Annotated in this window: 22 protein-coding genes; 13 read left to right on the top strand and 9 right to left on the bottom strand. The window is 69.6% G+C overall.

Translation table 11 applies throughout. The annotated features are described in order from the left end of the window. Positions 1-25 precede the first annotated feature (25 nt). The 9 genes from ngcE to ACIPTO_RS04715 all read left to right on the top strand — a co-directional run bounded on the left by ngcE (position 26) and on the right by ACIPTO_RS04715 (position 12,189). The gene (gene ngcE / locus ACIPTO_RS04755) at positions 26-1,474 is read left to right on the top strand and encodes an N-acetylglucosamine/diacetylchitobiose ABC transporter substrate-binding protein (RefSeq protein WP_366312376.1); all 1,449 of its coding nucleotides are present in this window, start codon (positions 26-28) and stop codon (positions 1,472-1,474) included. 59 nt (positions 1,475-1,533) lie between these two features. Further along, on the top strand, positions 1,534-2,469 hold the full coding sequence (locus ACIPTO_RS04750) for a sugar ABC transporter permease (RefSeq protein WP_366312374.1): 936 nt from the start codon (positions 1,534-1,536) through the stop codon (positions 2,467-2,469). Between the two features lie 17 nt (positions 2,470-2,486). Next, complete coding sequence (locus ACIPTO_RS04745; RefSeq protein WP_366312372.1) at positions 2,487-3,422, top strand: carbohydrate ABC transporter permease; 936 nt, start codon at positions 2,487-2,489, stop codon at positions 3,420-3,422. 199 nt (positions 3,423-3,621) lie between these two features. Continuing rightward, positions 3,622-4,821: an ROK family transcriptional regulator gene (locus tag ACIPTO_RS04740; protein WP_366312370.1), complete on the top strand. Its 1,200-nt coding sequence runs from the start codon at positions 3,622-3,624 to the stop codon at positions 4,819-4,821. Between the two features lie 132 nt (positions 4,822-4,953). Then, positions 4,954-6,051 (top strand): sugar ABC transporter substrate-binding protein, encoded by a 1,098-nt coding sequence (locus tag ACIPTO_RS04735; protein ID WP_401189711.1) that lies wholly within the window; start codon positions 4,954-4,956, stop codon positions 6,049-6,051. Positions 6,052-6,260: 209 nt separating this feature from the next. Further along, positions 6,261-7,049, top strand: coding sequence for an ATP-binding cassette domain-containing protein (locus tag ACIPTO_RS04730; RefSeq protein ID WP_366312369.1), 789 nt, complete (start codon positions 6,261-6,263; stop codon positions 7,047-7,049). Next, complete coding sequence (locus tag ACIPTO_RS04725; RefSeq protein WP_366312368.1) at positions 7,046-8,362, top strand: ABC transporter permease subunit; 1,317 nt, start codon at positions 7,046-7,048, stop codon at positions 8,360-8,362. Before ACIPTO_RS04730 ends, ACIPTO_RS04725 begins: the two co-directional genes overlap by 4 nt. A gap of 193 nt (positions 8,363-8,555) precedes the next feature. Then, entirely contained in the window at positions 8,556-10,484 is a 1,929-nt protein-coding gene (gene dxs, locus ACIPTO_RS04720; protein ID WP_401189709.1) for a 1-deoxy-D-xylulose-5-phosphate synthase, read from the top strand. A 181-nt stretch (positions 10,485-10,665) separates the two neighbouring features. After that, complete coding sequence (locus ACIPTO_RS04715; protein ID WP_366312366.1) at positions 10,666-12,189, top strand: amino acid permease; 1,524 nt, start codon at positions 10,666-10,668, stop codon at positions 12,187-12,189. 84 nt (positions 12,190-12,273) lie between these two features. Here the strand turns inward: ACIPTO_RS04715 and ACIPTO_RS04710 are convergent, their stop codons facing one another. Next, positions 12,274-12,645 (bottom strand): NTP pyrophosphohydrolase, encoded by a 372-nt coding sequence (locus tag ACIPTO_RS04710; protein WP_366312364.1) that lies wholly within the window; start codon positions 12,643-12,645, stop codon positions 12,274-12,276. Between the two features lie 67 nt (positions 12,646-12,712). Here ACIPTO_RS04710 and ACIPTO_RS04705 point away from each other — a divergent pair, with 67 nt between their 5' ends. Next, positions 12,713-13,732, top strand: coding sequence for a hypothetical protein (locus ACIPTO_RS04705; RefSeq protein ID WP_366312362.1), 1,020 nt, complete (start codon positions 12,713-12,715; stop codon positions 13,730-13,732). 10 nt (positions 13,733-13,742) lie between these two features. Beyond that, positions 13,743-14,123 (top strand): hypothetical protein, encoded by a 381-nt coding sequence (locus ACIPTO_RS04700; protein ID WP_401189707.1) that lies wholly within the window; start codon positions 13,743-13,745, stop codon positions 14,121-14,123. A gap of 58 nt (positions 14,124-14,181) precedes the next feature. Here the strand turns inward: ACIPTO_RS04700 and ACIPTO_RS04695 are convergent, their stop codons facing one another. The 5 genes from ACIPTO_RS04695 to ACIPTO_RS04675 all read right to left on the bottom strand — a co-directional run bounded on the left by ACIPTO_RS04695 (position 14,182) and on the right by ACIPTO_RS04675 (position 20,793). Then, positions 14,182-16,311 carry a 3-hydroxyacyl-CoA dehydrogenase NAD-binding domain-containing protein gene (locus ACIPTO_RS04695; RefSeq protein ID WP_401189451.1) on the bottom strand — a complete coding sequence of 710 codons (2,130 nt, stop codon included), beginning with the start codon at positions 16,309-16,311 and terminating at the stop codon, positions 14,182-14,184. Next, positions 16,308-17,525, bottom strand: a complete 1,218-nt coding sequence (locus ACIPTO_RS04690; protein ID WP_366312358.1) for an acetyl-CoA C-acyltransferase — start codon at positions 17,523-17,525, stop codon at positions 16,308-16,310. The genes ACIPTO_RS04695 and ACIPTO_RS04690 overlap by 4 nt, the downstream gene beginning before the upstream one ends. A 212-nt stretch (positions 17,526-17,737) precedes the next feature. Then, complete coding sequence (locus ACIPTO_RS04685) at positions 17,738-19,015, bottom strand: HRDC domain-containing protein (protein ID WP_401189449.1); 1,278 nt, start codon at positions 19,013-19,015, stop codon at positions 17,738-17,740. A 215-nt stretch (positions 19,016-19,230) separates the two neighbouring features. Next, the gene (locus ACIPTO_RS04680; protein ID WP_030605794.1) at positions 19,231-19,893 is read right to left on the bottom strand and encodes a response regulator transcription factor; all 663 of its coding nucleotides are present in this window, start codon (positions 19,891-19,893) and stop codon (positions 19,231-19,233) included. A 237-nt stretch (positions 19,894-20,130) separates the two neighbouring features. After that, positions 20,131-20,793 carry a DUF3000 domain-containing protein gene (locus ACIPTO_RS04675; protein WP_366312354.1) on the bottom strand — a complete coding sequence of 221 codons (663 nt, stop codon included), beginning with the start codon at positions 20,791-20,793 and terminating at the stop codon, positions 20,131-20,133. 104 nt (positions 20,794-20,897) lie between these two features. On the opposite strand from ACIPTO_RS04675, the gene hemE reads away from it, so the two are divergent. Beyond that, positions 20,898-21,965, top strand: coding sequence for a uroporphyrinogen decarboxylase (gene hemE, locus ACIPTO_RS04670; protein WP_366312352.1), 1,068 nt, complete (start codon positions 20,898-20,900; stop codon positions 21,963-21,965). A 6-nt stretch (positions 21,966-21,971) separates the two neighbouring features. Here the strand turns inward: hemE and ACIPTO_RS04665 are convergent, their stop codons facing one another. Continuing rightward, on the bottom strand, positions 21,972-22,796 hold the full coding sequence (locus ACIPTO_RS04665; protein ID WP_366312350.1) for a rhomboid family intramembrane serine protease: 825 nt from the start codon (positions 22,794-22,796) through the stop codon (positions 21,972-21,974). Between the two features lie 125 nt (positions 22,797-22,921). Between ACIPTO_RS04665 and ACIPTO_RS04660 the strand changes: the two genes are divergently transcribed. Then, on the top strand, positions 22,922-23,245 hold the full coding sequence (locus tag ACIPTO_RS04660; RefSeq protein ID WP_366312348.1) for a hypothetical protein: 324 nt from the start codon (positions 22,922-22,924) through the stop codon (positions 23,243-23,245). 5 nt (positions 23,246-23,250) lie between these two features. Here the strand turns inward: ACIPTO_RS04660 and ACIPTO_RS04655 are convergent, their stop codons facing one another. Both ACIPTO_RS04655 and ACIPTO_RS04650 read right to left on the bottom strand, forming a co-directional pair. After that, positions 23,251-24,651: an FAD-dependent oxidoreductase gene (locus ACIPTO_RS04655; protein ID WP_401189446.1), complete on the bottom strand. Its 1,401-nt coding sequence runs from the start codon at positions 24,649-24,651 to the stop codon at positions 23,251-23,253. A gap of 27 nt (positions 24,652-24,678) precedes the next feature. Further along, positions 24,679-25,620, bottom strand: coding sequence for a DUF4349 domain-containing protein (locus ACIPTO_RS04650; RefSeq protein WP_401189444.1), 942 nt, complete (start codon positions 25,618-25,620; stop codon positions 24,679-24,681). Between the last annotated feature and the right edge of the window lies 1 nt (position 25,621).

Below are 25,621 nucleotides of genomic sequence, written 5' to 3'. Positions count from 1 at the left end.
TCCTGGAGAAGGCGAGGACTTGAGCATGGGATCCACTTCCGCCGAGAACAACGGTTCCAAAGGCGTCGGCCGCCGTGATCTGATCAAGAGGTCGGCCGCACTGGGCCTGATCTCCGTACCCACGATGAGTTTCCTGTCCGCGTGCGCGAGCGGCGGCGGGGACGGCGGCAGCAGCGACGACAGCACCAAGGGCACCACGTCGAAGTCGAATCCCTTCGGCGTGAAGAAGGGCAGCACCCTCGACGTCGTCGTCTTCAAGGGCGGTTACGGCGACGACTACGCCAAGGCGTGGGAAGCCAACTTCAAGACGAAGACGGGCGTCGGCTCCACCCACACCGGGACGCAGGAGATCACCGGCAAGCTGCAGCCCCGCTTCAACGCGGGCAACCCGCCGGACATCGTCGACGACTCCGGCGCGCAGCAGATCAAGATCGACGTCCTGTACAAGAACGGCCAGTTGCTCGATCTCTCCCCGGTGCTCGACGCCCCGGCGATCGACGACCCGACCAAGAAGGTCAGCGACCTGCTGATCCCCGGCACCCTCGACCCGGGTGTCCAGGAGGGCAAGGTCGTCGCCCTCAACTACATCTACACGGTCTGGGGGTTGTGGTACTCCGGCAAGCTCTTCAAGGAGAAGGGCTGGACGCCGCCGAAGACCTGGGACGAGTTCATCGCGGTCTGCCAGCAGGCGAAGAAGGCCGGCATCGGCGGGCTCGCGCACCAGGGCAAGTACCCGTACTACATCAACGTCGCCATCATGGACCTGATCGCCAAGAAGGGCGGGATCGACGCCGTCAAGGCGATCGACAACCTCGACCCCAAGGCGTTCGTCGGCTCGGCCGCCGCGCAGGCCGGTGTCGAGGCGATCTACGAGGTGGTGGAGAAGGACCTGTTGATGCCCGGCACCAACGGCCTGACCCACACCGAGTCGCAGACCCGCTGGAACCAGTACAAGGCCGCGTTCATCACCTGCGGTTCCTGGCTGGAGAACGAGCAGCTGAAGCAGACGCCCACGGACTTCGACATGAAGTTCCTGCCGATGCCCCTGCTGCCCGACAGCAAGATGCCGTTCGAGGCGATCCGGGCCGGCTCGGGCGAGCCCTTCATCATCCCGGCGAAGGCCAAGAACCTGCCCGCCGCCAAGGAGTTCATGCGGCACATGCTCTCCAAGGAGTGGTCGACCCTCTTCGCCAAGGAGGCCAACTCGCTCACCATCCTCAAGGACGGCGTCGACTCCAGCGTCACCCTGCGGCCGGGCACCCAGTCCACGGTCGAGGCGTCCAAGGCGGCCGGCGAGAACACCTTCCGCTTCCTGTACCCGGACTGGTACAGCGAGATGGACACCTCCATCCAGAACGCGTCCAACGAGCTGATGGCCAAGCGCATCCAGCCCAAGGAGTGGCTGAAGCGCTGCCAGGCGGCGGTCGACAAGCAGGCCAAGGACCCGGCCTCCAAGAAGAACGTGCACTCCTGATCACAACGCCTGATCGCACCACCTGATCACGCTCGGGACACCAGGGGCAGGAAACGCCAATGCGCAAAGGGCAGTACAGGTTCGTCGCGGGATTTCTCTTCTTTCCCGTGGCGCTCTATCTGATCTTCGTGATCTGGCCGTACATCCAGACGTTCGGCTATTCGCTGACCGACTGGAAGGGCGAGTCACAGACCTTCAAGTTCGTCGGACTGGACAACTATCGAGCGCTGTTCCACGACGACGTCTTCCTGGGGGCCATCTGGCACAACCTCCTGTTCCTGGTGTTCATCCCGGTGATCACCATTCTGCTCGCCCTCTTCTTCGCCTTCATGGTCAACGCGGGAGGCAGCAGCAGGGCCGGCGGAGTGCAGGGAGTCGCCGGTTCCGGTTTCTACAAAATCATCTACTTCTTTCCGCAGGTGCTGTCGCTCGCGATTCTCGCGGTGCTCTTCAACGCGGTGTACCGCAGCGACGGCGGCGGCCTGCTCAACGGTTTCCTGATCAAACTCCACCTGGTCGACGCCAACAACCCCGTGGAGTGGCTCAACGAACCGCACATGGTGCTGTGGGCACTGATGGCGGTCGTGGTCTGGCACGGCGTCGGCTTCTATCTCGTGCTGTTCTCCGCGGCCATGCAGTCCATTCCGCGAGACGTCTACGAGGCCGCCCTGATCGACGGTGCGAGCCGCTCCCAGTCCTTCTTCCGCATCACGCTCCCGCTGCTGTGGGAGACCGTCCAGACGGCCTGGGTGTATCTCGGCATCATCGCGATGGACATGTTCGTCCTGGTCTCCTCCATGACCTCGAACATGGGCGCCTACGGAGGCGGTCCCGACCATCACAGCGACGTCATGTCGACCGTGATGATGCGCAACTTCCTCTACTACGGGAAGAGCGGCTACGCCTGCGCGATGGGCGTCGTCATGCTGCTGCTCACCCTGGTCCTGTCCGTGGTCACGCTGCGCGCCACCCGCCGTGAGCGCATCGAGTTCTGAGCGGGAGACATACGACGATGAGCGCACCCCTCAAGGAGACCGCCCCCACCGGCGGCACCGTCCCGCCCCAGCCCTCGGCCGGCCGGGCCGGTGCCCGGCCCCGTGAGCCGCGCGGCGAGGGCACCGTACTGAACGTCTTCTCGCACGGCTTCCTAGCCCTGTGGGCCCTGCTGATCGTGCTGCCGCTGCTGTGGCTGGTGCTGAGTTCGTTCAAGACGGACGTGCAGATCGGCAACTCGGCCTTCGGCTGGCCGCACAACTGGTCGTTCGACGTGTTCCGGCGGGCCTGGAGCAAGGGCATCGGCGACTACTTCGTGAACACCGTCATCGTGCTGGTGTTCTCGGTGCCGCTGACGATGCTGTTCGGCTCGATGGCCGCGTACGTGCTGGCCCGCTACCAGTTCTGGGGCAACCGGCTGCTGTACTACTTCTTCGTCGCCGGGGCGATGTTCCCGGTGTTCCTGGCGCTGGTCCCGCTGTTCTTCATGGTCAAGCGGCTGGACATGCTCAACACGTACCAGGGGCTGATCCTGGTCTACATCGCCTACTCGATGCCGTTCACGGTGTTCTTCATGCACGCGTTCTTCCGGACGCTGCCCACCGCGGTCTTCGAGGCGGCGGTCCTCGACGGCGCCTCGCACACCCGGACGTTCTTCCAAGTGATGTTGCCGATGGCCAAGGCCGGTCTGATCAGCGTCGGCATCTTCAACACCCTCGGCCAGTGGAACCAGTTCATCCTGCCGACGGTCCTGATGCAGCCGCAGAGCGGCTCGGACCCGGAGCGCTATGTCCTCACCCAGGGGCTCATCCAGCTCCAGCAGCAACAGGGCTACGCCTCCGACCTGCCGGTTCTCTTCGCGGGCGTCACGATCGCCATGATCCCGATGCTCGTCGTCTACCTCTCGTTCCAGCGTCAGGTGCAGGCCGGTCTGACCTCGGCGACGCTCAAGTAGCGCGTCCGGAGAACGCGGGAGGAAGCCCTCGTTCCGACACCGCTCCCGGAAGGCCGGGAGCGGTGTCCACGTATGTGTCCCGAACCCTCGATGCGGTTCAACCTCTTGACGGGAGGCAGCCCGAACGGCTCAGCTTAGAGTTCACTAGTTGGACATAGACGGGGCCTCATCGATGCGGTCCCGCGCGCAGGAGGTCGTCGTGGAGACTCCGGGGTCGCAGTCGTCACTGCACCGAGCCAATCTCGAGCGGGTCGTGCGAGCGGTGCGGCTGGCCGGGTCGCTGACGCAGGCGGAGATCGCGAGGACGACGGGTCTGTCCGCGGCGACGGTCTCCAACATCGTGCGCGAGCTCAAGGACGGCGGAACGGTCGAGGTCACCCCCACCTCGGCGGGCGGCCGACGGGCGCGCAGCGTCTCGCTCAGCGGCGACGCCGGCATCGTCATCGGAGTCGACTTCGGGCACACGCATTTGCGCGTCGCGGTCGGGAATCTCGCCCACCAGGTGCTGGCCGAGGAGTCCGAGCCCGTCGACGTGGACGCCTCCTCCTCGCAGGGGTTCGACCGGGCCGAAGAGCTGGTCAACCGGTTGATCGAGGCCACCGGAGTGGACCGTTCCAAGATCGCCGGGGTGGGGCTCGGCGTGCCCGGACCCATCGACGTCGAGTCGGGCACCCTGGGCTCCACCGCGATCCTCCCGGGGTGGACCGGCACCAGACCCGCCGAGGAGCTGGGCAGCCGTCTGGGCGTACCGGTGCACGTGGACAACGACGCCAACCTCGGCGCCCTCGGTGAGCTGGTCTGGGGCAGTGGGCGGGGCGTCAGGGACCTGGCGTACATCAAGGTCGCGAGCGGGGTCGGCGCCGGGCTGGTCATCAATGGCAAGATCTACCGGGGCCCGGGTGGCACAGCGGGAGAAATCGGGCATATTACTCTTGATGAGTCCGGCCCTGTCTGCCGCTGCGGAAACCGGGGCTGCCTGGAGACCTTCACGGCCGCGCGCTATGTGCTGCCGCTCCTCCAGCCCAGCCACGGCACCGACCTGACCATGGAAGGAGTCGTGCGGCTGGCGCGGGACGGAGACCCGGGCTGCCGTCGGGTGATCGCCGACGTCGGCCGACACATCGGCAGTGGAGTCGCCAATCTCTGCAATTTGCTGAACCCGAGCCGAGTGGTCCTCGGTGGCGATCTCGCCGAGGCCGGTGAGCTGGTGCTCGGGCCGATCAGGGAGTCTGTCGGCCGCTACGCGATCCCCAGTGCGGCACGTCAACTGTCCGTTCTCCCGGGGGCACTTGGGGGCCGCGCGGAGGTGCTCGGAGCGCTCGCTCTCGCACTGAGCGAGATGGGCGATTCGACCCTTTTGGATGGGTCGTTGACCGCGGCCACACCTGTCTTCACTTAGAGAACGCACGACGCCGTTGCCATCTCGTTAAGTATTTACTTCTTGACGCCGAACGCGCGGCCGAGTTGACTTCCAGCCACCTCGGCCGCAACGACGCGGCCTCGTCAGGGAGGTTTCAAAGTGAACACGCGTATGCGTCGTGCCGCCGTTGCCGTTATCGCCACCACGATGGCCGTCTCGATGGCCGCCTGTGGCAAGGCAGGCGACGACAAGAAGTCCGACAGCAGCTCCAGCTCCTCGGGCGGCGGTACGAACGCCTCGATCGGCCTGCTCCTGCCCGACAGCGTCACCGCTCGGTACGAGAAGTTCGACAAGCCGTACTTCGAGGCGAAGGTCAAGGAGCTCTGCTCCGGCTGCACCGTCCAGTACGCCAACGCCAACGCCAGCGCGGCCACCCAGGCCCAGCAGGTCAGCACGATGATCACGAAGGGCGTCAAGGTCATCGTGATCAGCGCCCAGGACTCCGCCGCGATCAAGTCCTCGATCCAGCAGGCCGTCAACAAGGGCATCAAGGTCGTCGCGTACGACCGCCTGGCCCAGGGTCCGGTCTCCGCGTACGTCTCCTTCGACAACGTCGAGGTCGGCAAGCTCCAGGGCGAGGCGCTCCTCACCTCGCTGGGCTCGAAGGCCACTCCTTCGGCGAACGTCGTCATGATCAACGGTGACGACGCCGACCCGAACGCCGCGCAGTTCAAGAAGGGCGCCCACGAGGCCCTCGACGGCAAGGTCAAGATCGCCTACGAGCAGTCCGGCCTGTGGAAGGACACCGTCGCCGGGCAGAAGATGTCGGCGGCCATCACGCAGCTCGGCGCCAAGAAGATCGCGGGCGTCTACTCGGCGAACGACGGCATGGCCGGCGGTATCGCCACCGTCCTCAAGGGCGCCGGCATCAGCGGCATCCCGCTGACGGGCCAGGACGCGGAGCTCGCCGGTATCCAGCGCATCGTCGCCGGTACCCAGTCCAGCACCGTCTACAAGGCCTTCAAGCCGGAGGCCGAGGCCGCCGCGACGCTCGCCGTCGACCTGGCGCAGGGCAAGAGCATCTCCTCGCTCGCCACCACGACCCAGACCAGCGGCTCCGGCAACAAGGTGCCCTCGCAGCTGCTGACCCCGGTGTCGGTCACCAAGGCCAACATCAAGGACACGGTCATCAAGGACGGTCTCTACACCGTCGCGCAGATCTGCACCGCCGACTTCGCCAAGGCGTGCAAGGCGGCCGGTCTGCAGTAATCACCGCCCAGCGGTGACAGACCCCCTTCGGCGCCCGCCCCGCCTTCAGACCCCGCTGCGGGGCGGGCGCCGATCGGAACCCGTGCGAACGCAGCCGTTGCCAACTGGCACCGGCCGCGCGCATGTTCATCTTGTAAATCTGTGCCTAGGCACAACCCTCCGCGCCTTTTGACAAGCGCGGCATCCCCGCCGGTCAGGCGGCGAAGGAGATGGTTCACGTGTCCGCTACGCCCGTGCTGGCGTTGCGCGGAGTCTCCAAGCGATTCGGTGCGGTGCAGGCCCTCACCGAAGTAGAGCTGGAGGTCCACGCCGGAGAAGTCGTCGCACTGGTCGGCGACAACGGCGCAGGAAAGTCCACCCTGGTGAAGACCATCGCCGGAGTGCACCCCATCGATGAAGGAGTCATCGAGTGGGAGGGCAGGCCGGTCAGCATCAACAAGCCGCACGACGCCCAGGGACTCGGCGTCGCGACGGTCTACCAGGACCTCGCGCTCTGCGACAACCTCGACGTCGTCGGCAACCTCTACCTCGGGCGTGAACTGCTGCGCCGCGGGGTCATCGACGAGGTCACGATGGAGAAGAACTCCCGTGAGCTGCTGAGCACGCTCTCGATCCGCATCCCGAGCGTGCGCATCCCGATCGCCAGCCTCTCCGGTGGCCAGCGACAGGTCGTCGCGATCGCCCGCGCGCTGATCGGCGACCCGAAGGTCGTCATCCTCGACGAGCCCACCGCCGCCCTCGGCGTGGAGCAGACCGCGCAGGTCCTCGACCTGGTCGAGCGGCTGCGCGAGCGCAACCTCGGCGTCATCCTCATCAGCCACAACATGGCCGACGTCAAGGCGGTCGCCGACACCGTCAACGTGCTGCGGCTGGGCAAGAACAACGGCTCCTTCCCGGTGAAGGACACCAGTCAGGAAACGATCATCGCCGCGATCACCGGTGCCACGGACAACGCCGTGACCCGTCGTGCGGTGCGCAGCACGGAGGCGGCAAAGTGAGCGACACGTCAGGCACCGTGAAGAAGGACGCGGTGGAACCCGCCGCGGCTCCCGTGGAGGACCCCACGGCGGCGGCCGGTGCCGCCACCGTCGTCGACCCGCGTCTGCTGGTCCGCGAAGAGGGCTTCCGGGGCTACATCACCGAGTTCAAGCGCAAGGTCAAGGGCGGTGAGCTCGGCTCCCTGCCGGTCGTCGCCGGCCTGATCGTCATCGGCATCATCTTCCAGGTCCAGAACAGCCGGTTCCTGAGCGCGGACAACCTGTCCAACATCAGCTACTACCTGTCCGCGACCGGCATGCTCGCCATCGGCCTGGTCTTCGTGCTGCTGCTCGGCGAGATCGACCTGTCGGTCGGCTCGGTCAGCGGTCTGGCGTCCACCCTGTTCGCCGTCTTCGTGGTCAACCACGGAATGAACGGCTGGCTGGCGCTGGTCCTCACGATCCTCACCGGTATCGGCATCGGCGCGCTGCACGGATTCTTCTTCGCGAGGATCGGGGTACCGGCCTTCGTGGTGACCCTGGCCGGCTTCCTCGGCTGGAACGGCCTGATGCTGTGGCTGCTCGGTTCGAGCGGCACCATCAACATCCCGGACAGCGGCCCGGTGCACCTGTTCGGCCAGAGCTCGTTCTTCATGGACCAGTCGATCGCGGGCGCCTACATCCTGGCCGCCCTCGGCGTCGCCTCCCTGCTCATCGGCTCGCTCACCGACCAGCGCCGCCGCAAGGCCGCCGGCGTGCCGTTCCGGCCCACCAGCGAGATCGCGCTGCGCGTCGTCCTGCTCGCCGTCGCCGCGTTCGTCACCGCGTACGTGCTGAACTCCTCGGCCGGTGTCTCCAACGCGCTGGTGATCTTCCTCGCGTCCCTGGTGATCGTGGACTTCGTGCTCCGCCGTACCCCGTACGGCCGCAAGGTCTTCGCGGTCGGCGGCGGCATCGAGGCCGCGCGCCGTGCCGGTATCAACGTGCCGATGATCCGCATCACCGTGTTCGCCATCTCCGGCGGCTTCGCGGCGGTCGGCGGTATGTTCTTCGCCGGTCAGACCCAGAGCGCCACGCTCAACGCCGGTGGCGGCAACACCCTGATGCTGGCCATCGCGGCCGCGGTCATCGGCGGTACGAGCCTCTTCGGCGGACGCGGCACCGTCTGGTCCGCCCTCCTCGGCATGCTCGTCATCCAGTCGATCCAGACCGGCCTCGACCTGCTCAACATGAACACGTCGATCCAGTACATGATCACGGGTGGCGTCCTGCTCGGCGCGGTCGTCATCGACTCGGTGTCCCGCAAGAGCCAGAAGGCGTCCGGTCGCGGCTGACCTGTGCCCTTCCGTACTGTGCCCGGTACCGACCTCGGTACCGGGCACAGTCATGTCGTACGAAAGGCTGTTCTTGGGTACAGCCGATCGCGTGACGTATGACGCACAGCCCGAGCGACGTCCGCAACGGCGGAACATTAGACTCGACAAGCCCGGCAACAGCTCGATCAGCTCTACTCGCAAGGAGGCACGGGTGCCGCTGCTGACCCGCATCAGGGGACCGCGCGATCTGGACCGGCTCAGCCTGGAGCAGCTGGACCAGCTGGCCGGGGAGATCAGGACCTTCCTCGTCGACGCCGTCTCCAAGACCGGCGGCCACCTCGGCCCGAACCTCGGCGTGGTCGAGCTGACCATCGCCCTGCACCGTGTCTTCGAGTCCCCGAAGGACCGGGTCCTGTTCGACACCGGCCACCAGTCCTACGTCCACAAGCTGCTCACCGGCCGCCAGGACTTCTCGAAGCTGAAGATGAAGGGCGGCCTCTCCGGCTACCCCTCGCAGGCCGAGTCCGAGCACGACGTCATCGAGAACTCGCACGCCTCGACGGTCCTCGGCTGGGCCGACGGCCTCGCCAAGGCCAACCAGGTCCTCGAACGCGACGACCACGTGGTCGCGGTGATCGGTGACGGCGCGCTGACCGGCGGCATGGCCTGGGAGGCGCTGAACAACATCGCCGCCGCCAAGGACCGGCCCCTCGTCATCGTCGTCAACGACAACGAGCGGTCCTACGCACCGACCATCGGCGGCCTCGCCAACCACCTGGCGACCCTGCGGACCACCGACGGCTACGAGCGCTTCCTGGCCCGCGGCAAGGACCTCCTGGAGCGCACCCCGGTCGTCGGCAGGCCCCTCTACGAGACGCTGCACGGCGCGAAGAAGGGCCTCAAGGACTTCATCGCCCCGCAGGGCATGTTCGAGGACCTCGGCCTGAAGTACGTCGGCCCGATCGACGGCCACGACATCGAGGCGACGGAGTCCGCGCTCGCCCGCGCCAAGCGGTTCGGCGGCCCGGTGATCGTCCACGTCCTCACCGAGAAGGGCCGCGGCTACCAGCCCGCCCTCCAGGACGAGGCCGACCGCTTCCACGGCATCGGCCCCATCCACCCCGACACCGGCCTCCCGATCAAGGCCTCCGGCGCCGACTGGACCTCCGTCTTCGGCGACGAGATGGTCGCCCTCGGCCAGGAGCGCGAGGACATCGTCGCGATCACCGCCGCGATGCTCCAACCCGTCGGCCTGAAGAAGTTCGCCGACGCCTTCCCGCACCGCATCTACGACGTCGGCATCGCCGAGCAGCACGGCGCCGTCTCCGCGGCCGGCCTCGCCACCGGCGGCCTCCACCCCGTCTTCGCCGTCTACGCCACCTTCCTCAACCGCGCCTTCGACCAGGTGCTGATGGACGTGGCCCTGCACAGGTGCGGGGTGACCTTCGTCCTGGACCGGGCCGGCGTCACCGGCACCGACGGCGCCTCCCACAACGGCATGTGGGACATGTCGATCCTCCAGGTCGTCCCCGGCCTGCGGCTGGCCGCGCCGCGCGACGCCGACCAGGTCCGCGCCCAGCTCCGCGAGGCCGTCCAGGTCAAGGACGCGCCGACCGTGGTCCGCTTCTCCAAGGGCGCGGTCGGCCCGGCCGTCCCCGCCGTGGGCCGGATCGGCGGCATGGACGTGCTGCGCGCGCCCGGCACCGACGCCCCGGACGTCCTGCTGGTGTCGGTCGGCGCCCTGGCGCCGATGTGCCTGGAGATCGCCGCGCTCCTCGACCAGCAGGGCATCACCACCACGGTCGTCGACCCGCGCTGGGTCAAACCCGTCGACGAGGCCATGGCCCCGCTCGCGGAGCAGCACCGCGTGGTCGTCACCGTCGAGGACAACTCCCGTGTCGGCGGCGTCGGTTCGTCGATCGCACAGGCACTGCGCGACGCCGGTGTGGACGTCCCGCTGCGCGACTTCGGCATCCCGCCGCGCTTCCTCGACCACGCCTCCCGCGCCGAGGTGATGACGGAGATCGGCCTGACCGCGCCGGACATCGCCCGCCAGGTCACCGGCCTGGTCTCCAAGCTGGACGGCCGGTTCGAACGCCCCACGGCGGAGTCCGACCCGGTGGAGTCAGCCCGCGACTGAGCACGGCAGGTACCGCCGAACGGGCCGCTTTCAGCACTCTTCGCAGTGGTGAAAGCGGCTCGTTCGCGTGAATCCGCTCGCGCCGGGCATACGCTCCCCCAGTCTCGGCTTCGCTCGACCGGGGGACCCCCATCGCCCCCTCTCGGCCAGGCCGAGGACGCCGAGCGTGGGAGGTAGACCCGTGAGCAGCACACTCTTCCGGACGAAGAGAGTCGAACAGTCCATCCAGGACACCGAGGAACCCGAGCACGCGCTCAAGAAATCCCTCTCGGCCCTGGATCTCACCGTGTTCGGCGTCGGAGTCGTCATCGGCACCGGCATCTTCGTCCTGACCGGCACGGCCGCCAAGAACACCGCCGGACCCGCGGTGGCCCTGTCCTTCGTCGTCGCCGGCGTCGTCTGTGCCCTCGCGGCGCTCTGCTACGCCGAGTTCGCGTCCACGGTCCCGGTCGCGGGCTCCGCGTACACCTTCTCGTACGCCTCGCTCGGCGAGTTCCCCGCCTGGATCATCGGCTGGGACCTGGTCCTCGAACTCGCCCTGGGGACGGCGGTGGTGGCCGTCGGCTGGTCCGGCTACATCCACTCGCTGCTGGACAACGCGGGCTGGCACCTGCCCGAGGCGCTCAGCGGCCGGGACGGCGCCCACGGCTTCGGCTTCGACCTTCTCGCCGCGCTGCTCGTGCTGGTCCTCACCGCGATCCTCGTCCTCGGCATGAAGCTCTCCGCGCGGGTCACCTCGGTCGTCGTCGCCATCAAGGTGGCCGTCGTCCTCGTGGTGATCGTCGCCGGTGCCTTCTTCATCAAGGGCGACAACTACAAGCCGTTCATCCCCAAGTCGCAGGCCGTGGAGGCGGGCGGCAACCTCAAGGCCCCGCTGATCCAGCTGATGTTCGGCTGGGCGCCCTCCAACTTCGGCGTCATGGGCATCTTCACCGCCGCCTCCGTGGTCTTCTTCGCCTTCATCGGCTTCGACGTCGTCGCCACCGCAGCCGAGGAGACCCGCAACCCGAAGCGGGACGTGCCGCGCGGCATCCTCGGCTCACTGGTCATCTGCACCACGCTGTACGTCGCCGTCGCGATCGTCGTGACCGGTATGCAGAAGTACAGCTCGCTGTCGATCGACGCCCCGCTCGCCGACGCGTTCAAGGCCACCGGACACCCGTGGTTCGCGGGTCTGATCAGCTTCGGCGCGGCGATCGGTCTGACGACGGTGTGCATGATCCTGCTCCTGGGCCAGGCCCGCGTGTTCTTCGCGATGAGCCGGGACGGCCTCCTGCCCCGCTTCTTCTCGCACGTCCACCCGCGCTTCCGCACCCCGTACCGCCCGACCATCCTCCTCGGCGTGATCATCGCGATCGTCTCGGGCTTCACGAGCCTCAGCGAACTCGCCGAACTGGTCAACATCGGCACCCTGTTCGCCTTCATCGTGGTCGCGGTCGGCGTCATCATCCTGCGCCGCTCCCGCCCCGACCTCCCGCGCTCCTTCCGCACCCCCCTGGTCCCGGCCCTCCCGATCCTCTCGGTCCTGGCCTCCCTCTGGCTGATGCTCAACCTCCCCGCCGAGACCTGGCTCCGCTTCGCCATCTGGATGGCGATCGGCTTCCTCGTCTACTACTTCTACGGCCGCACCCACAGCCGCCTGGCCCTGGAGGAGTCGGCGGACGCGGACCGGTCCACCACCCCGCCGGCCGGAAACGCCTCGTAGGCGGCCCAGTCGGCCGTACGGCCCCGCACATCCCGCTCGCTGGAGCGGATGTGCGGGGCCGTGTGCTTCGGGGGCGTCCTCGGGTCAGCCCCGTACGCTGCGCGGCCCCGTGACCTCCGCGCCCAACTCCGTCACCCTGCGGCGGAGTTCGCGGTCCGCGGTGACCACGAGACAGGGGCGGCCGGCGGCCTCGGCGACCAGTTCGACCATGCGGTCGTCCCCCTCGGCGGGAGCCGAGTCCACCCGTACGCCCGGCACCGACGTCACACCGCGGGCCGCGCCCTCCACGACGAGGACCAGTTCCACGGGGTCCGTGCGGCCCGGCAGACCGTCGCTCGCGAGGCGGTCGCGGAGACGCTCGGCGGCACCCTTGCGGTCCCGCCACCAGCCGTCCGGCACCGACCCGACGACGTTCGCGCCGTCGACGATCACGAGCAGGGGAGTGTCCTCGTCCATGGGGCAAGGGTCGCACGCGGACGGGGGCGGCCCCCGCGGATCCGCCCGCCCCAATTAGAGTGAACCGGTGAACGGCGACTGGCTCATACGCGGCCGCGACGGCCGGCTCAGTGTCTATCTGCCCTCGGGCGACGCCGTCCGGTGCCGGGCGGAACGCGGCCCCGGCGGCCTCTGGAGCGCCCCGCGCACGGTGGGCGGCGACCAGAAGCTGCTGCCGGGGCCGCTCGGGATCGGACAGGGCGCGGACGGCTACGCCCATCTCGTGTCCTGGCGCCCCACGGTGGCCGGCGAGTCCGGACTGGTCCACTCCACCCACTTCAGGCCCCGGCTCGCCGCCCTCGACTGGAACCCGGTCGGCCATCCGGACAAGAAGGGCGACCGCACCGGCGTACCGGCCATGGCGGTCGACGCGGAAGGCCGCGCCCACCTCTTCGTGCGCAACGCGGGCGGCGGGGTCAGCCTGCTGGCCCAGAAGGAGAAGGGCGGCTGGGAAGCCTGGCGCGATCTCAAGGGGAGCGACGTCCACGAGGACCTGGCGGCGGTGACGGGGGAGTCCGGCACGGTCGAGCTGTACGCGTCCGTGCCCGGCGCGATCCTGCACTGGCGCCAGCTGGAGCCGGGCGGCCAACCCGTGCTGGAGGAGGCGATGGAGGCCCGGGTCCGCCCCGGCACGCTCCGCGCCCTGGCCACCTCCGCGCAGCGCACCACCCTCTTCTACACGGACGACTCCGGCGACCTCTGCGTGTGGCGCCCCGGCACCAAACCGGTCGCGCTCCTGCCTTCGGCGGGCCCCGGCCCGGTCTCCGCCGTCCGCTGCGAACTCGACGGCCACGACTGCACGTTGCTCGCCCAGCGCTCGGCCAGCGGCCGGGTCGCCTTCGCCGCGTACCCCACGGAACAGGAGTCGGCCGGCGCCTGGTGGACCGAGTCGGGCCCCCAGCTCCCGGCCGACGCCGAGGTCTCCCTCACCCTGGACGAGGACGACCGGGTGGCCGCCGCGACGGTGTCGCCGTCGACCGGCCAACTCCTGCTCACCCGGCGGAAGGACGAGCCCGGACTGGCCCTGGAGGCGTGGCGGGAGGTGTGAGTGCGCCATGATGGCCACCGTGGACACCGAATCACTCGTCGCCGTCTGGCGGCTCATCCTCAGCGGCTCCGAGAAGCCGTGGGTCCTGTTCGAGCACGGCACCTGTGTGCTGCTGGAGGAGCCGGACGGCGATCCCGCCGAACAGGCCACCGCGATCCTGCGCGAGTTCGGCCCCGTACAGGTGGCGACGTCGGCGGGCGACTTCCGCGTGCTCGAACTCAACAACGGCGAGGGCTGGTTGGTGACGAGCCATCACCGGGACGTCGTCACCTTCGTCGCGACGGACGAGCCCGACGATCCCTCGCACCTGGCGGTCGGCATGCACGGCCGGGCCAAGCGCGACCAGGACGGCACCGGACTGCGCGTCGTCCACGTCGAGGACATGCCCTGACGCACCGGTGCCCGGTACATCGGCCGATGTACCGGGCACCGCGGCAAGGGACCAGGGGCTAGGCGGGCACGCTCGCCAGACCCGGCGCCAGGAACGGCTTGCCGTTGACCCGCTGCGAGACACCCTCACGGTCCAGGTACGGCGTGATGCCGCCCAGGTGGAAGGGCCAGCCCGCGCCGGTGATCAGGCACAGGTCGATGTCCTGGGCCTCGGCGACGACGCCCTCGTCGAGCATCAGGCCGATCTCCTGCGCCACCGCGTCCAGGACCCGGTCCCGCACCTGCTCCTCGGTCAGCACCGAGTCGCCCTGCTGGAGCAACGCGGCGACCTCGGGGTCGAGTTCGGGCTTCCCGCTGTCGTAGACGTAGAAGCCGCGCTTGCCCGCCTTGACGACGGCCGCGAGGTTCGGGGAGACCGTGAAGCGGTCGGGGAAGGCCCGGTTGAGGGTCTCCGAGACGTGCAGGCCGATCGCCGGACCGACCAACTCCAGGAGCACCAGCGGGGACATGGGCAGACCGAGCGGCTCGACGGCCTTCTCGGCGACCGCGACCGGGGTGCCCTCGTCGATGACGTTCTGGATCTCGCCCATGAAGCGGGTGAGGATGCGGTTGACGACGAACGCCGGGGCGTCCTTCACCAACACCGCTGTCTTCTTCAGCTTCTTGGCCACCGCGAACGCCGTCGCCAGCGAGGCGTCGTCCGTCTGCTCGCCGCGCACGATCTCCAGCAGGGGCAGGATCGCTACCGGGTTGAAGAAGTGGAAGCCGACGACCCGCTCCGGGTTCTTCAGCTTCGACGCCATCTCGGACACCGACAGCGAGGAGGTGTTCGTGGCGAGGATCGCGTGCGCCGGGGCGACCGCCTCGACCTCCGCGAACACCTGCTGCTTGACGCCGATCTCCTCGAACACGGCCTCGATGATGAAGTCCGCGTCCGCGAAGCCCTCGGCCTTGTCCAGCACACCGGTCACCAGGGCCTTGAGGCGGTTGGCCTTGTCCTGGTTGATACGGGACTTCGACAGCAGCTTGTCGATCTCGGCGTGGACGTAGCCCACACCCTTGTCGACGCGCTCCTGGTCGATGTCCGTGAGGACGACCGGTACCTCCAGGCGGCGCAGGAACAGCAGGGCGAGCTGCGAGGCCATCAGGCCCGCGCCGACCACGCCGACCTTCGTCACCGGACGCGCCAGGTTCTTGTCGGGCGCACCCGCCGGACGCTTGCCGCGCTTCTGGACGAGGTTGAACGCGTAGATGCCGGCGCGGAGTTCACCGCCCATGATCAGGTCGGCGAGCGCCAGGTCCTCGGCGTCGTAGCCCTGCTGGAGGTCGCCGTTCTTCGCCGCCTCGACGATGTCGAGCGCGCGGTAGGCGGCCGGGGCCGCGCCGTGCACCTTGGAGTCCGCGATGAAACGGCCCTTGGCGACGGCCTGGTCCCAGGCCTCGCCGCGGTCGATCGCCGGACGCTCGACCTTGATGTCGCCCTTGAGGACGTTCGCCGTCCAGATCAGCGACTGCTCCAGGAAGTCGGCGCCCTCGAAGAGCGCGTCCGCGATCCCGAGGTCGAAGACCTGCCGGCCCTTGAGCTGCTTGTTCTGGTTGAGGCTGTTCTCGATGATCACCGAGACGGCCTTGTCGGCGCCGATCAGGTTCGGCAGCAGCGTGCAGCCGCCCCAGCCGGGCACCAGGCCGAGGAAGACCTCGGGCAGCGAGAAGGCCGCGATGTGCTGGGAGACCGTGCGGTACGAGCAGTGCAGACCGACCTCGACGCCGCCGCCCATGGCCGCGCCGTTGTAGTACGTGAAGGTCGGGACCGCGATGTCCGCGAGGCGCTTGAAGACCTCGTGGCCGCCCTTGCCGATGGCGAGCGCGTCGTCGTGGTTCTTCAGCAGCTCGACGCCCTTGAGGTCCGCGCCGACGGCGAAGACGAACGGCTTGCCGGTGATGCCGACACCGACGATCTCGCCGGCCGCCGCCTCCTTCTCGACCTGGTCGATGGCGGTGTCGAGGTTCGCCAGCGAGGCTGGGCCGAAGGTGGTCGGCTTGGTGTGGTCGAAGCCGTTGTCCAGCGTGATGAGCGCGAACCGCCCGGCGCCGTACGGCAGTTCGAGGTGGCGGACGTGCGCGGACGTCACGACCTCGTCGGGGAACAGCTCGGCCGCACCCTTCAGAAGCTCGGTGGTGGTGCTCACTTGTCCCCCTCGAAGTGCGGGTTCTCCCAGATGACCGTGGCGCCCATGCCGAAGCCGACGCACATCGTCGTCAGGCCGTAGCGGACGTCCGGCTGCTCCTCGAACTGACGGGCCAGCTGCGTCATCAGGCGTACGCCCGACGAGGCCAGCGGGTGACCGAAGGCGATCGCGCCGCCGTACTGGTTGACGCGCGCGTCGTCGTCGGCGATGCCGTAGTGCTCCAGGAAGGCCAGCACCTGGACGGCGAAGGCCTCGTTGATCTCGAAGAGACCGATGTCACCGATGCCGAGGCCCGCCTTGGCGAGCGCCTTCTCGGTCGCGGGGATCGGGCCGTAGCCCATGACCTCCGGCTCGACGCCCGCGAAGGCGTACGACACGAGGCGCATCCGCACCGGCAGGTCGTGCTCGCGGGCGAAGTCCTCGCTCGCGATGATCGACGCGGTGGCGCCGTCGTTCAGACCGGCCGCGTTGCCCGCGGTGACCCGGCCGTGCACACGGAACGGCGTCTTGAGACCGGCCAGGTTCTCCAGCGTGGTGCCCGGGCGCATCGGCTCGTCGGCGGTCACCAGACCCCAACCCACCTCGCCCACCTGGTCGTTGGTGTTGCGGACCGAGATCGGCACCAGGTCCTGCTGGATCTTGCCGTTGGCGTACGCCTTGGCGGCCTTCTCCTGCGAACGCACCGCGTACTCGTCGGCGCGCTGCTTGGTGATCGTGGGGTAGCGGTCGTGCAGGTTCTCCGCGGTCATGCCCATGAACAGCGCGGAGTCGTCGACCAGCTTCTCGCTCACGAACCGCGGGTTCGGGTCCACGCCCTCACCCATGGGGTGGCGGCCCATGTGCTCGACACCACCGGCGATGACGGCGTCGTAGGCCCCGAAGGCGATGGAGCCCGCGGTGGTCGTGACGGCGGTCAGCGCGCCCGCGCACATGCGGTCGATGGAGTAGCCGGGCACCGACTGGGGCAGCCCGGCGAGGATGCCGGCGGTGCGGCCCAGGGTCAGACCCTGGTCACCGATCTGGGTGGTCGCCGCGATGGCGACCTCGTCGATCTGCGCGGGGTCGAGTCCGGGGTTGCGGCGCAGCAGCTCCCGGATCGCCTTCACGACGAGGTCGTCGGCCCGGGTCTCGTGGTAGATGCCCTTCGGGCCCGCCTTGCCGAACGGGGTGCGGACGCCGTCTACGAAGACGACGTCCCTGACGGTACGAGGCACGATTGGCTCTCCTCCAGGGTGCGGGATCGGCACTGCTGCGATGCGCTGAGCGCGCGCTCAGGACCCATGCTACTTACGAGTAACCAAGCTGCCCAGTCCCGGGGCCGGGAGCGGCGAACGTCACACCCCGCCCGGACGCGGTTCCCCGCCCCTGCTCCGAGGATCTTGGCCTGATCTCGACGCCGACGCACCCGGAGAACCACGCCAAACCCTTACGGCGCCTTCGCGGTCAGCGCGTCCACCAGCACCGGTGCGACCTGCTCGACCTGCCAGGCCCGTGCCCCGTACCCGGAGAGCGCGGCCCCCACGGAAGCCACGTCCAGGTTCTTCGGCGGCTCCCAGCAGACCCGACGCACGGTGTCCGGGGTGATGAGGTTCTCCTGGGGCATGTTCAGCCCCTCGGCCACCGCGGACACCGCGGCCCGTGCGGCGGACAGCCGGGCCGCGGCCTCGGGATCCTTGTCGGCCCAGGCGCGCGGCGGAGGCGGCCCGGTGACCGGCTGCCCCGGCTGCGGCAGCGCCGAGTCGGGCAGCGTCTTGGCCCGGTCCACGGCCACCTGCCACTGCTCCAGCTGCCGCCGTCCCATCCGGTGCCCGAACCCGTTCAGCGCGGCCAGCGCCTGCACGTCGACGGGAAGGGAGAGCGCGGCCTCGACGATCGCCGCATCCGACAGCACCTTGCCCGGGGACACATCCCGCCGCTGCGCGATCCGGTCCCGCGTCTGCCACAGCTCGCGGACGACACCGAGCTGCCGGCGCCGCCGTACCTTGTGCATCCCGGACGTACGCCGCCACGGATCCTTGCGGGGCTCCGCGGGCGGTGCGGACGCGATGGCGTCGAACTCCTGGCGGGCCCAGTCCAGCTTGCCCTGGCGGTCGAGTTCCTTCTCCAGGGCGTCCCGCAGGTCGACGAGGAGCTCGACGTCGAGGGCGGCGTAGCGCAGCCACGGCTCGGGCAGCGGGCGGGTGGACCAGTCGACGGCGGAGTGGCCCTTCTCCAGGACGAAACCGAGCACGCTCTCGACCATGGCGCCGAGGCCGACCCGCGGGAATCCGGCGAGCCGGCCGGCCAGCTCGGTGTCGAACAGCCGCGTCGGCACCATGCCTATCTCGCGCAGGCACGGCAGGTCCTGGGTGGCCGCGTGCAGCACCCACTCGACGCCGGAGACGGCCTCGCCGAAGCCGGACAGGTCGGGGCAGGCGACGGGGTCGATCAGTGCGGTGCCCGCGCCCTCACGGCGCAGCTGCACCAGATAGGCGCGCTGTCCGTAGCGGTAGCCGGACGCGCGCTCGGCGTCGACGGCGAGGGGGCCGGTGCCGGCGGCGAAGGCCGCGATGGCCTCGGCGAGGGACTCCTCGTCGGCGATCACGGGCGGAATGCCCTCGCGGGGCTCGAGCAAAGGGATCGGCGCCGGTTCGACGTCGTCCGGAGGGGCGCCTCCGGTGGTTCGCAGTGAGCTGTCTGCTGCGGTTTCTTGGGCGTCGGTCACCTGTCAAGGGTATCCGTGTATGGACAACGCCCGCCGACGGAACGTTCCGTCGACGGGCGTCTGGGGGTCGTAAACCAGTCAGGTAAGTGAAAGATCCGGTTCACGGCTCGAAGGGGGAGAGGCGGGAGGGGGAGGGGGAGGAAGGAAGGCGAGCGGAGACGGGGAGGTGGAGCGGAGGGAGGGGAAGCGAGGACGGGGTCGGGACAGGGGCGGGGTCAGTGGATGATGCCGGTGCGCAGCGCCACCGCCACCATGCCGGCGCGGTCGCCCGTGCCGAGCTTGCGGGCGATGCGGGCGAGGTGGCTCTTGACGGTCAGCGCGGACAGGCCCATGGAGACGCCGATGGCCTTGTTCGACTGGCCCTCCGCGACCAGGCGCAGGACCTCGACCTCTCGGCCGGACAGTTCGCGGTAGCCACCCGGGTGGCTCGGGGAACCCGGGGGGCGGCGGTGCATACGGGCGGCGGCGGAGCCGATGGGGGCGGCGCCGGGCCGGGTGGGGAGCCCGACGTTGGTGCGGGTGCCGGTGACGACGTAGCCCTTGACGCCGCCCGCGAGGGCGTTGCGCACGGCACCGATGTCGTCGGCGGCGGACAGGGCCAGGCCGTTCGGCCAGCCTGCGGCTCTGGTCTCGGAGAGCAGGGTGAGACCGGAGCCGTCGGGGAGGTGGACGTCTGCGACGCAGATGTCACGGGGGTTGCCGATGCGGGGACGAGCCTCCGCGACGGACGAGGCCTCGATGACGTCGCGTACACCGAGCGCCCACAGGTGGCGGGTGACGGTGGAGCGGACGCGCGGGTCGGCCACGACCACCATGGCGGTCGGCTTGTTCGGGCGGTAGGCGACCAGGCTTGCGGGCTGCTCGAGGAGAACGGACACCAGGCCTCCTGGGGTGTGGGACGACTTTCAAGGTCACAGTCGTCTTCGGCACCAAACCCCGGGTCCTTTAGAGAAAGATCACGATTTAGTGAGTAGCAATCAGTGCAATTCGGACACGCTGTCGATCGTTCGGTGCACGAAACGGCTCGTTCGATGGGCCACTCCTGATTGAAAGTGGCCGTATCGACAAAGACACCGGAAATGATCGGTAAGACCTCGGTGTGCCTCGGGTAAGGCTCAGCGCGACTGCGGACCCCTGCGCTGCGGCAGCGTGACGATGGACGCGTCGCCCGGGCCCGCCGGCGGCAGGCCCGCGACCTGGGCCAGCAGATCGCACCAGGAGGCGAGATGCGCCGCCGTGTCCGGCACACCGCCGAGCCCCTCGCGCGGCGTCCAGGAGGCACGGATCTCGATCTGCGAGGCGGACGGCCGCTCGGACAGCCCGCCGAAGTAGTGCGAGCTGGCCCGGGTGACGGTGCCGCTCGGCTCGCCGTACGTCAGCCCGCGCGCCTGGAGCGCGCCGGTCAGCCAGGACCAGCACACGTCGGGCAGCAGCGGGTCCGCCGCCATCTCCGCCTCCAGCTCGGCGCGCACCAGCGTCACCAGCCGGAACGTGCCGTGCCAGGCGTCGTGCCCGGCCGGGTCGTGCAGCAGCACCAGCCGCCCGTCGGCCAGATCCTGGTCGCCGTCGACAACCGCGGCCTCCAGCGCGTACGCGTAGGGCGCGAGCCGCTGGGGAGCGGGCGTCGGATCGATCTCGATCTGCGGCCTCAGCCGGCTGTTCCGCAGGGCCTGGACCGCGGCCTGGAAAGCCGGCGGCGCCGCACCGCCCCCATCCCCCTCCTTGGAGTCGTCCATCCCGTCAGCGCCATCCGACAATCGTCCCTGAGCCGCAGCCATGCGGGAAGATTAAGGGGAACGGAGGCATCGTGCGGGACTAGACACCCGCTCTTCCGCTCAGCACACCGTGTAATCGCCTTCTGGCGCCGTGCGAGACTTGCCCCGTGAGTGCCAACCAGAGCCCCGCGGGCCAGCAGCAGACCGCCACTGACGACTCCGCCTTCATGAAGGCGTGCAGGCGTGAGCCCGTACCGCACACGCCCGTGTGGTTCATGCGGCAGGCCGGGCGCTCACTGCCGGAGTACCACAAGGCGCGCGCCGGCATCCCCATGCTGGAGTCCTGCACGCGGCCCGAACTGGTCGCCGAGATCACCCTCCAGCCGGTGCGCAGGCACCACGTGGACGCGGCCGTCTACTTCAGCGACATCGTCGTCCCGCTCAAGGCCATCGGCATCGACCTCGACATCAAGCCCGGCGTCGGCCCGGTCGTGGCCAACCCGATCCGCACCCGCGCCGACCTGGCCCAGCTCCGCGACCTCACCCCCGAGGACGTCTCCTACGTCACGGAGGCCATCGGCCTGCTGACCGCCGAGCTCGGCTCCACTCCGCTCATCGGCTTCGCCGGCGCCCCGTTCACCCTCGCGAGCTACCTCATCGAGGGCGGCCCGTCCCGCACGTACGAGAACGCCAAGGCGATCATGTACGGCGACCCCGAGCTCTGGGCCGACCTCCTGGACCGCCTCGCCGACATCACGTCCGCCTTCCTCAAGGTCCAGATCGAGGCGGGCGCCAGCGCCGTCCAGCTCTTCGACTCCTGGGCCGGCGCCCTCGCCCCGGCCGACTACCGCCGCTCGGTCCTCGCCGCCTCCGCGAAGGTCTTCCGGGCCGTCGAGGGCTACGGCGTCCCGCGCATCCACTTCGGCGTCGGCACCGGCGAACTGCTCGGCCTGATGGGCGAGGCGGGCGCGGACGTCGTCGGCGTCGACTGGCGCGTCCCGATGGACGAGGCCGCCCGCCGCGTCGGCCCCGGCAAGGCGCTCCAGGGCAACCTCGACCCGACCGTCCTGTTCGCCTCCACGGAGGCCGTCGAGACCAAGACCCGCGAGGTCCTGGACGCGGCCAAGGGCCTGGAGGGGCACATCTTCAACCTCGGGCACGGCGTGATGCCGAACACCGACCCGGACTCGCTCACCCGGCTCGTCGAGTACGTCCACACCCAGACGGCCCGATAGGCCCGCTCACCACGTGTGCCGGGGCCTCGCCCGCCTGCCGAACAGCAGGCCGCGCGGTTCCGGCGGCGGGGGAGTGCCCGCCTTGAGCGGCCAGGCCAGCAGCATGCCCGCCAGGAACCCGACGACATGCGCCGCGTACGCCACCGTGCCCGCGCCGGAGACGCCCTCGCCGGACGAGTAGAACGCCTGGAGCACGAACCAGAAGCCCAGCACCAGCCAGGCCGGCAGGCGCAGCGGCAGGAAGAACAGGAACGGCAGCAGGACCCACACCCTGGCCCTCGCGTACAGCACCAGATACGCGCCCAGGACCCCGGCGATCGCCCCGGAGGCGCCGATCAGCGGATCCCCGGAGTCGGCGTTGAGCACCGCGAAGCCGTAGCCCGCCGCGTAACCGCACACCACGTAGAAGAGCGTGAAGCGGATGTGGCCCATGCGGTCCTCGACGTTGTTGCCGAAGATCATCAGGAACAGCATGTTGCCCAGCAGATGGATCCAGCTGCCGTGCAGGAACATCGCCGTGAACACGCTCAGCGGGGCCGACTTGTCGTAGGTCGGCGGTCCCGCCGCGCAGGTCGCGCCGCCGGGGCCCGTCAGGACGTCGCCCGTCGGGACGATCCGCGGCATCTGGTGGTGGATCAGCTCCCGCGGCACGGCCGCGTAGTGGTCCAGGAACGCCTGCAGATGGCACAGCTGCGAGAGGTCGCTGCCGCCGGCCACGGAGCCCGCCATTCCGGGTGTGAACAGGAAGACGAGCACGTTCGCGGTGATGAGCGCATACGTCACCCAGGGCGTGCGGCGCACCGGGTTCACGTCATGGACGGGGATGACCACATGAAAGTACTGCCCACGATCCGCGCGGCGAACCGGTGAACACCGTCGTCCGCCTGTGCGTATGTCTCCTCAACCGCCCGCGGCGCGGGGAAGGCGGGTCGCGGGGACGACGTGAGGATCAGGCGATGAACGACCGAATTTCTCCGCAGCTGACCGCCTCGCCCGACGGCGAGGCCGAGATCTCCCTGGTGGTGCGCCTCCCCTGGGAGGACGTCGCCCGGCTGGGCCAGGAGGCGGGCCGCCTCGCCGCCCAGATGCAGCGGCCGGTGACCCTGGACGAGGCGGTGAGCAACCGGCTGCGGTCCAACGCCCTGGGCGCCCACGCGAAACCCGCCGGGGCCCAGCCGGCCGCCATGGTGCCGCCGAGCGCGTCCGTGTCGTCCCTGCCCGCCAGGCCGCCGGCCGAGCAGGCACGGCAGGCCATCGACCGCATCAACGGCACCGCGTAAACGCTTTACCGCAGACCCGCCCGGACCTTCGCGTCGGCCTTTCTGGCCGCCACCAGGACCGGGTCCCACACCGGGGAGAACGGCGGCGCGTACCCCAGGTCCAGGGCCGTCATCTGTTCCACCGTCATACCGGCCGTGAGGGCGACCGCCGCGATGTCGACACGCTTCGCGGCGCCCTCCCGGCCGACGATCTGCACGCCCAGGAGACGGCCGGTACGGCGTTCGGCGAGCATCTTCACCGTCATGAGCGAGGCCTCCGGGTAGTAGCCCGCGCGGCTGGTCGACTCGATGGTCACCGCCTCGAACCGCAGGCCCACGCGGTGGGCGTCCTTCTCGCGCAGCCCCGTACGCGCGATCTCCAGATCGCACACCTTGCTCACGGCCGTACCGACCACTCCGGGGAAGGTGGCGTACCCGCCGCCCACGTTGGTGCCGATCACCTGCCCGTGCTTGTTGGCGTGCGTCCCCAGGGCGATGTGCCGCTCCTGCCCGGAGACCAGGTCGAGGACCTCGACGCAGTCGCCCCCGGCCCAGATGTTCTTGTGCCCGCGCACCCGCATCGCCAGGTCGGTGAGCAGCCCGCGGTGCTGCCCGAGCGGCAGCCCCGCGGCCTTCGCGAGCGTCGTCTCCGGGCGTACGCCGATCCCCAGGACCACCACGTCCGCGGGATACTCCGCGTCCTCCGTGACCACGGCCCGCACCCGCCCGTCGTCCCCGGTGCGCAGCCCGGTGACCCGGGCGTCGTTGACCATGGTGATGCCCAGGCCCTCCATCGCCTTGTGCACCAGCCGCCCCATGTCCGGGTCGAGCGTCGACATCGGCTCCGTGCCCCGGTTGACGACGGTCACGTCATACCCGCGGTTGACGAACGCCTCCGCCATCTCGACGCCGATGTACCCGGCCCCGACCACCACCGCCCGACGTCCACGCGTGCGTGCCAGCGAGTCCAGCAGCGCCTGCCCGTCGTCGAGCGTCTGCACCCCGTGCACCCCGGGCGCGTCCACCCCGGGCAGATCCGGCCGCACCGGCCGCGCCCCGGTCCCGATCACGAGCTTGTCGTACGACGTCCAGGACTCCTCCCCGGAATCGACGTCACGCGCGCGTACCCGCCCGCCCGCGACGTCCAGCTCGACCACCTCGGTCCGCATGCGCAGGTCGATGTCCCGCTCGCGGTGCTCCTCGGGAGTACGGGCGATCAGCTTCTCCGGGGCGGACACGTCACCGCCCACCCAGTAGGGGATCCCGCACGCCGAGTACGAGGTGAAGTGGCCGCGCTCGAAGGCCACGATCTCCAGTTCGTCGGGCCCTTTCAGACGGCGGGCCTGCGACGCCGCGGACATGCCCGCGGCGTCACCGCCGATGACGACCAGTCGTTCCCGGGTACCCCTCGCACGGCTCATGCTCATGCGAACACGCTACGGGGGCCGACCATTTCAGTCCTGTCCGCCCCGCTCCGGCAGAGCGCCCGCGCCGGTGGCGGCCGGCCCGGTCCCCGCCCGGCGCGGCCGCACGAGACGCAGCCACACGAAGAGAGCCGACGCCGCCACGGCCGCGAACGGCAGCACCGCGCCGAGGGAGAGGGCGATCCAGCGCAGCAGCGTCAGGAAGACGTGCCAGCCGCCCGCGACGGCGTCCACGAAGCCGGGGCCGTCGTCCTTGACGGCCGCCTTGGCGACCGGGGTCTGCGACAGGGACAGCGTGATGGTCGCCAGGCCGGTGCGGTCCTTCAGGGAGGCCTGTTGCGCGAGGAGTGCCTCCAGGTCGGACTCCCGGGTGCTCAACTCGCCCTCCAGCTCCACCACATCGCTGAGCCTGGTGGCCCGGTCCATCAGCTCACGCACGCGTGCCACGCTGGCCCGCTGCGAGGCGATCCGGCTCTCCACGTCCACGACCTGGTCGGTGACGTCCTGCGCCTTCGCGGTCCGCCGCAGGAGCCTGCCCGCGCCCTCCAGGTCGGCGAGGACCCCGTCGTACTTGTCGCTGGGCACCCGCAGCACGACCCGGGTGCGCTCGTGCCCCTGTCCGTCGCGGCTGGTGGACTCGTCGCCGACGAACCCGCCCGCGTTCTCGGTCGTGGTGCGGGCCTCGTCGAGCGCCTTCGGCACGTCCTCGACCCGCACCGACAGGGAGGCGGTACGGATGATGCTGCTCGCGGTGAGCGGCGGCACCGCCTTGGTGTTCCTGGCGTTGCCGCTGCCGGCCGCGCCCTCCTGCCGGGCGGTGTCCGGAGCGGCGGCCTTGGCGTTCCCGCCGGCGTCACCGGCGCTGGAGCTCTTCTCGCTCGTGCCGTCGCTGCACCCGGCCAGCGCGAGCGCCGAGGCCAGCAGGAGCGCGGCGAGGGCCTGGACGGGCCGTACGGAGTGTGGTGTGCGCATG

This window comes from Streptomyces sp. NPDC090083 (assembly GCF_044747445.1).
In the GTDB taxonomy this organism is placed as follows: domain Bacteria; phylum Actinomycetota; class Actinomycetes; order Streptomycetales; family Streptomycetaceae; genus Streptomyces.
Note: the sequence above shows the minus strand (reverse complement) of the source record. Positions and strands in the feature narration are given on the sequence as shown.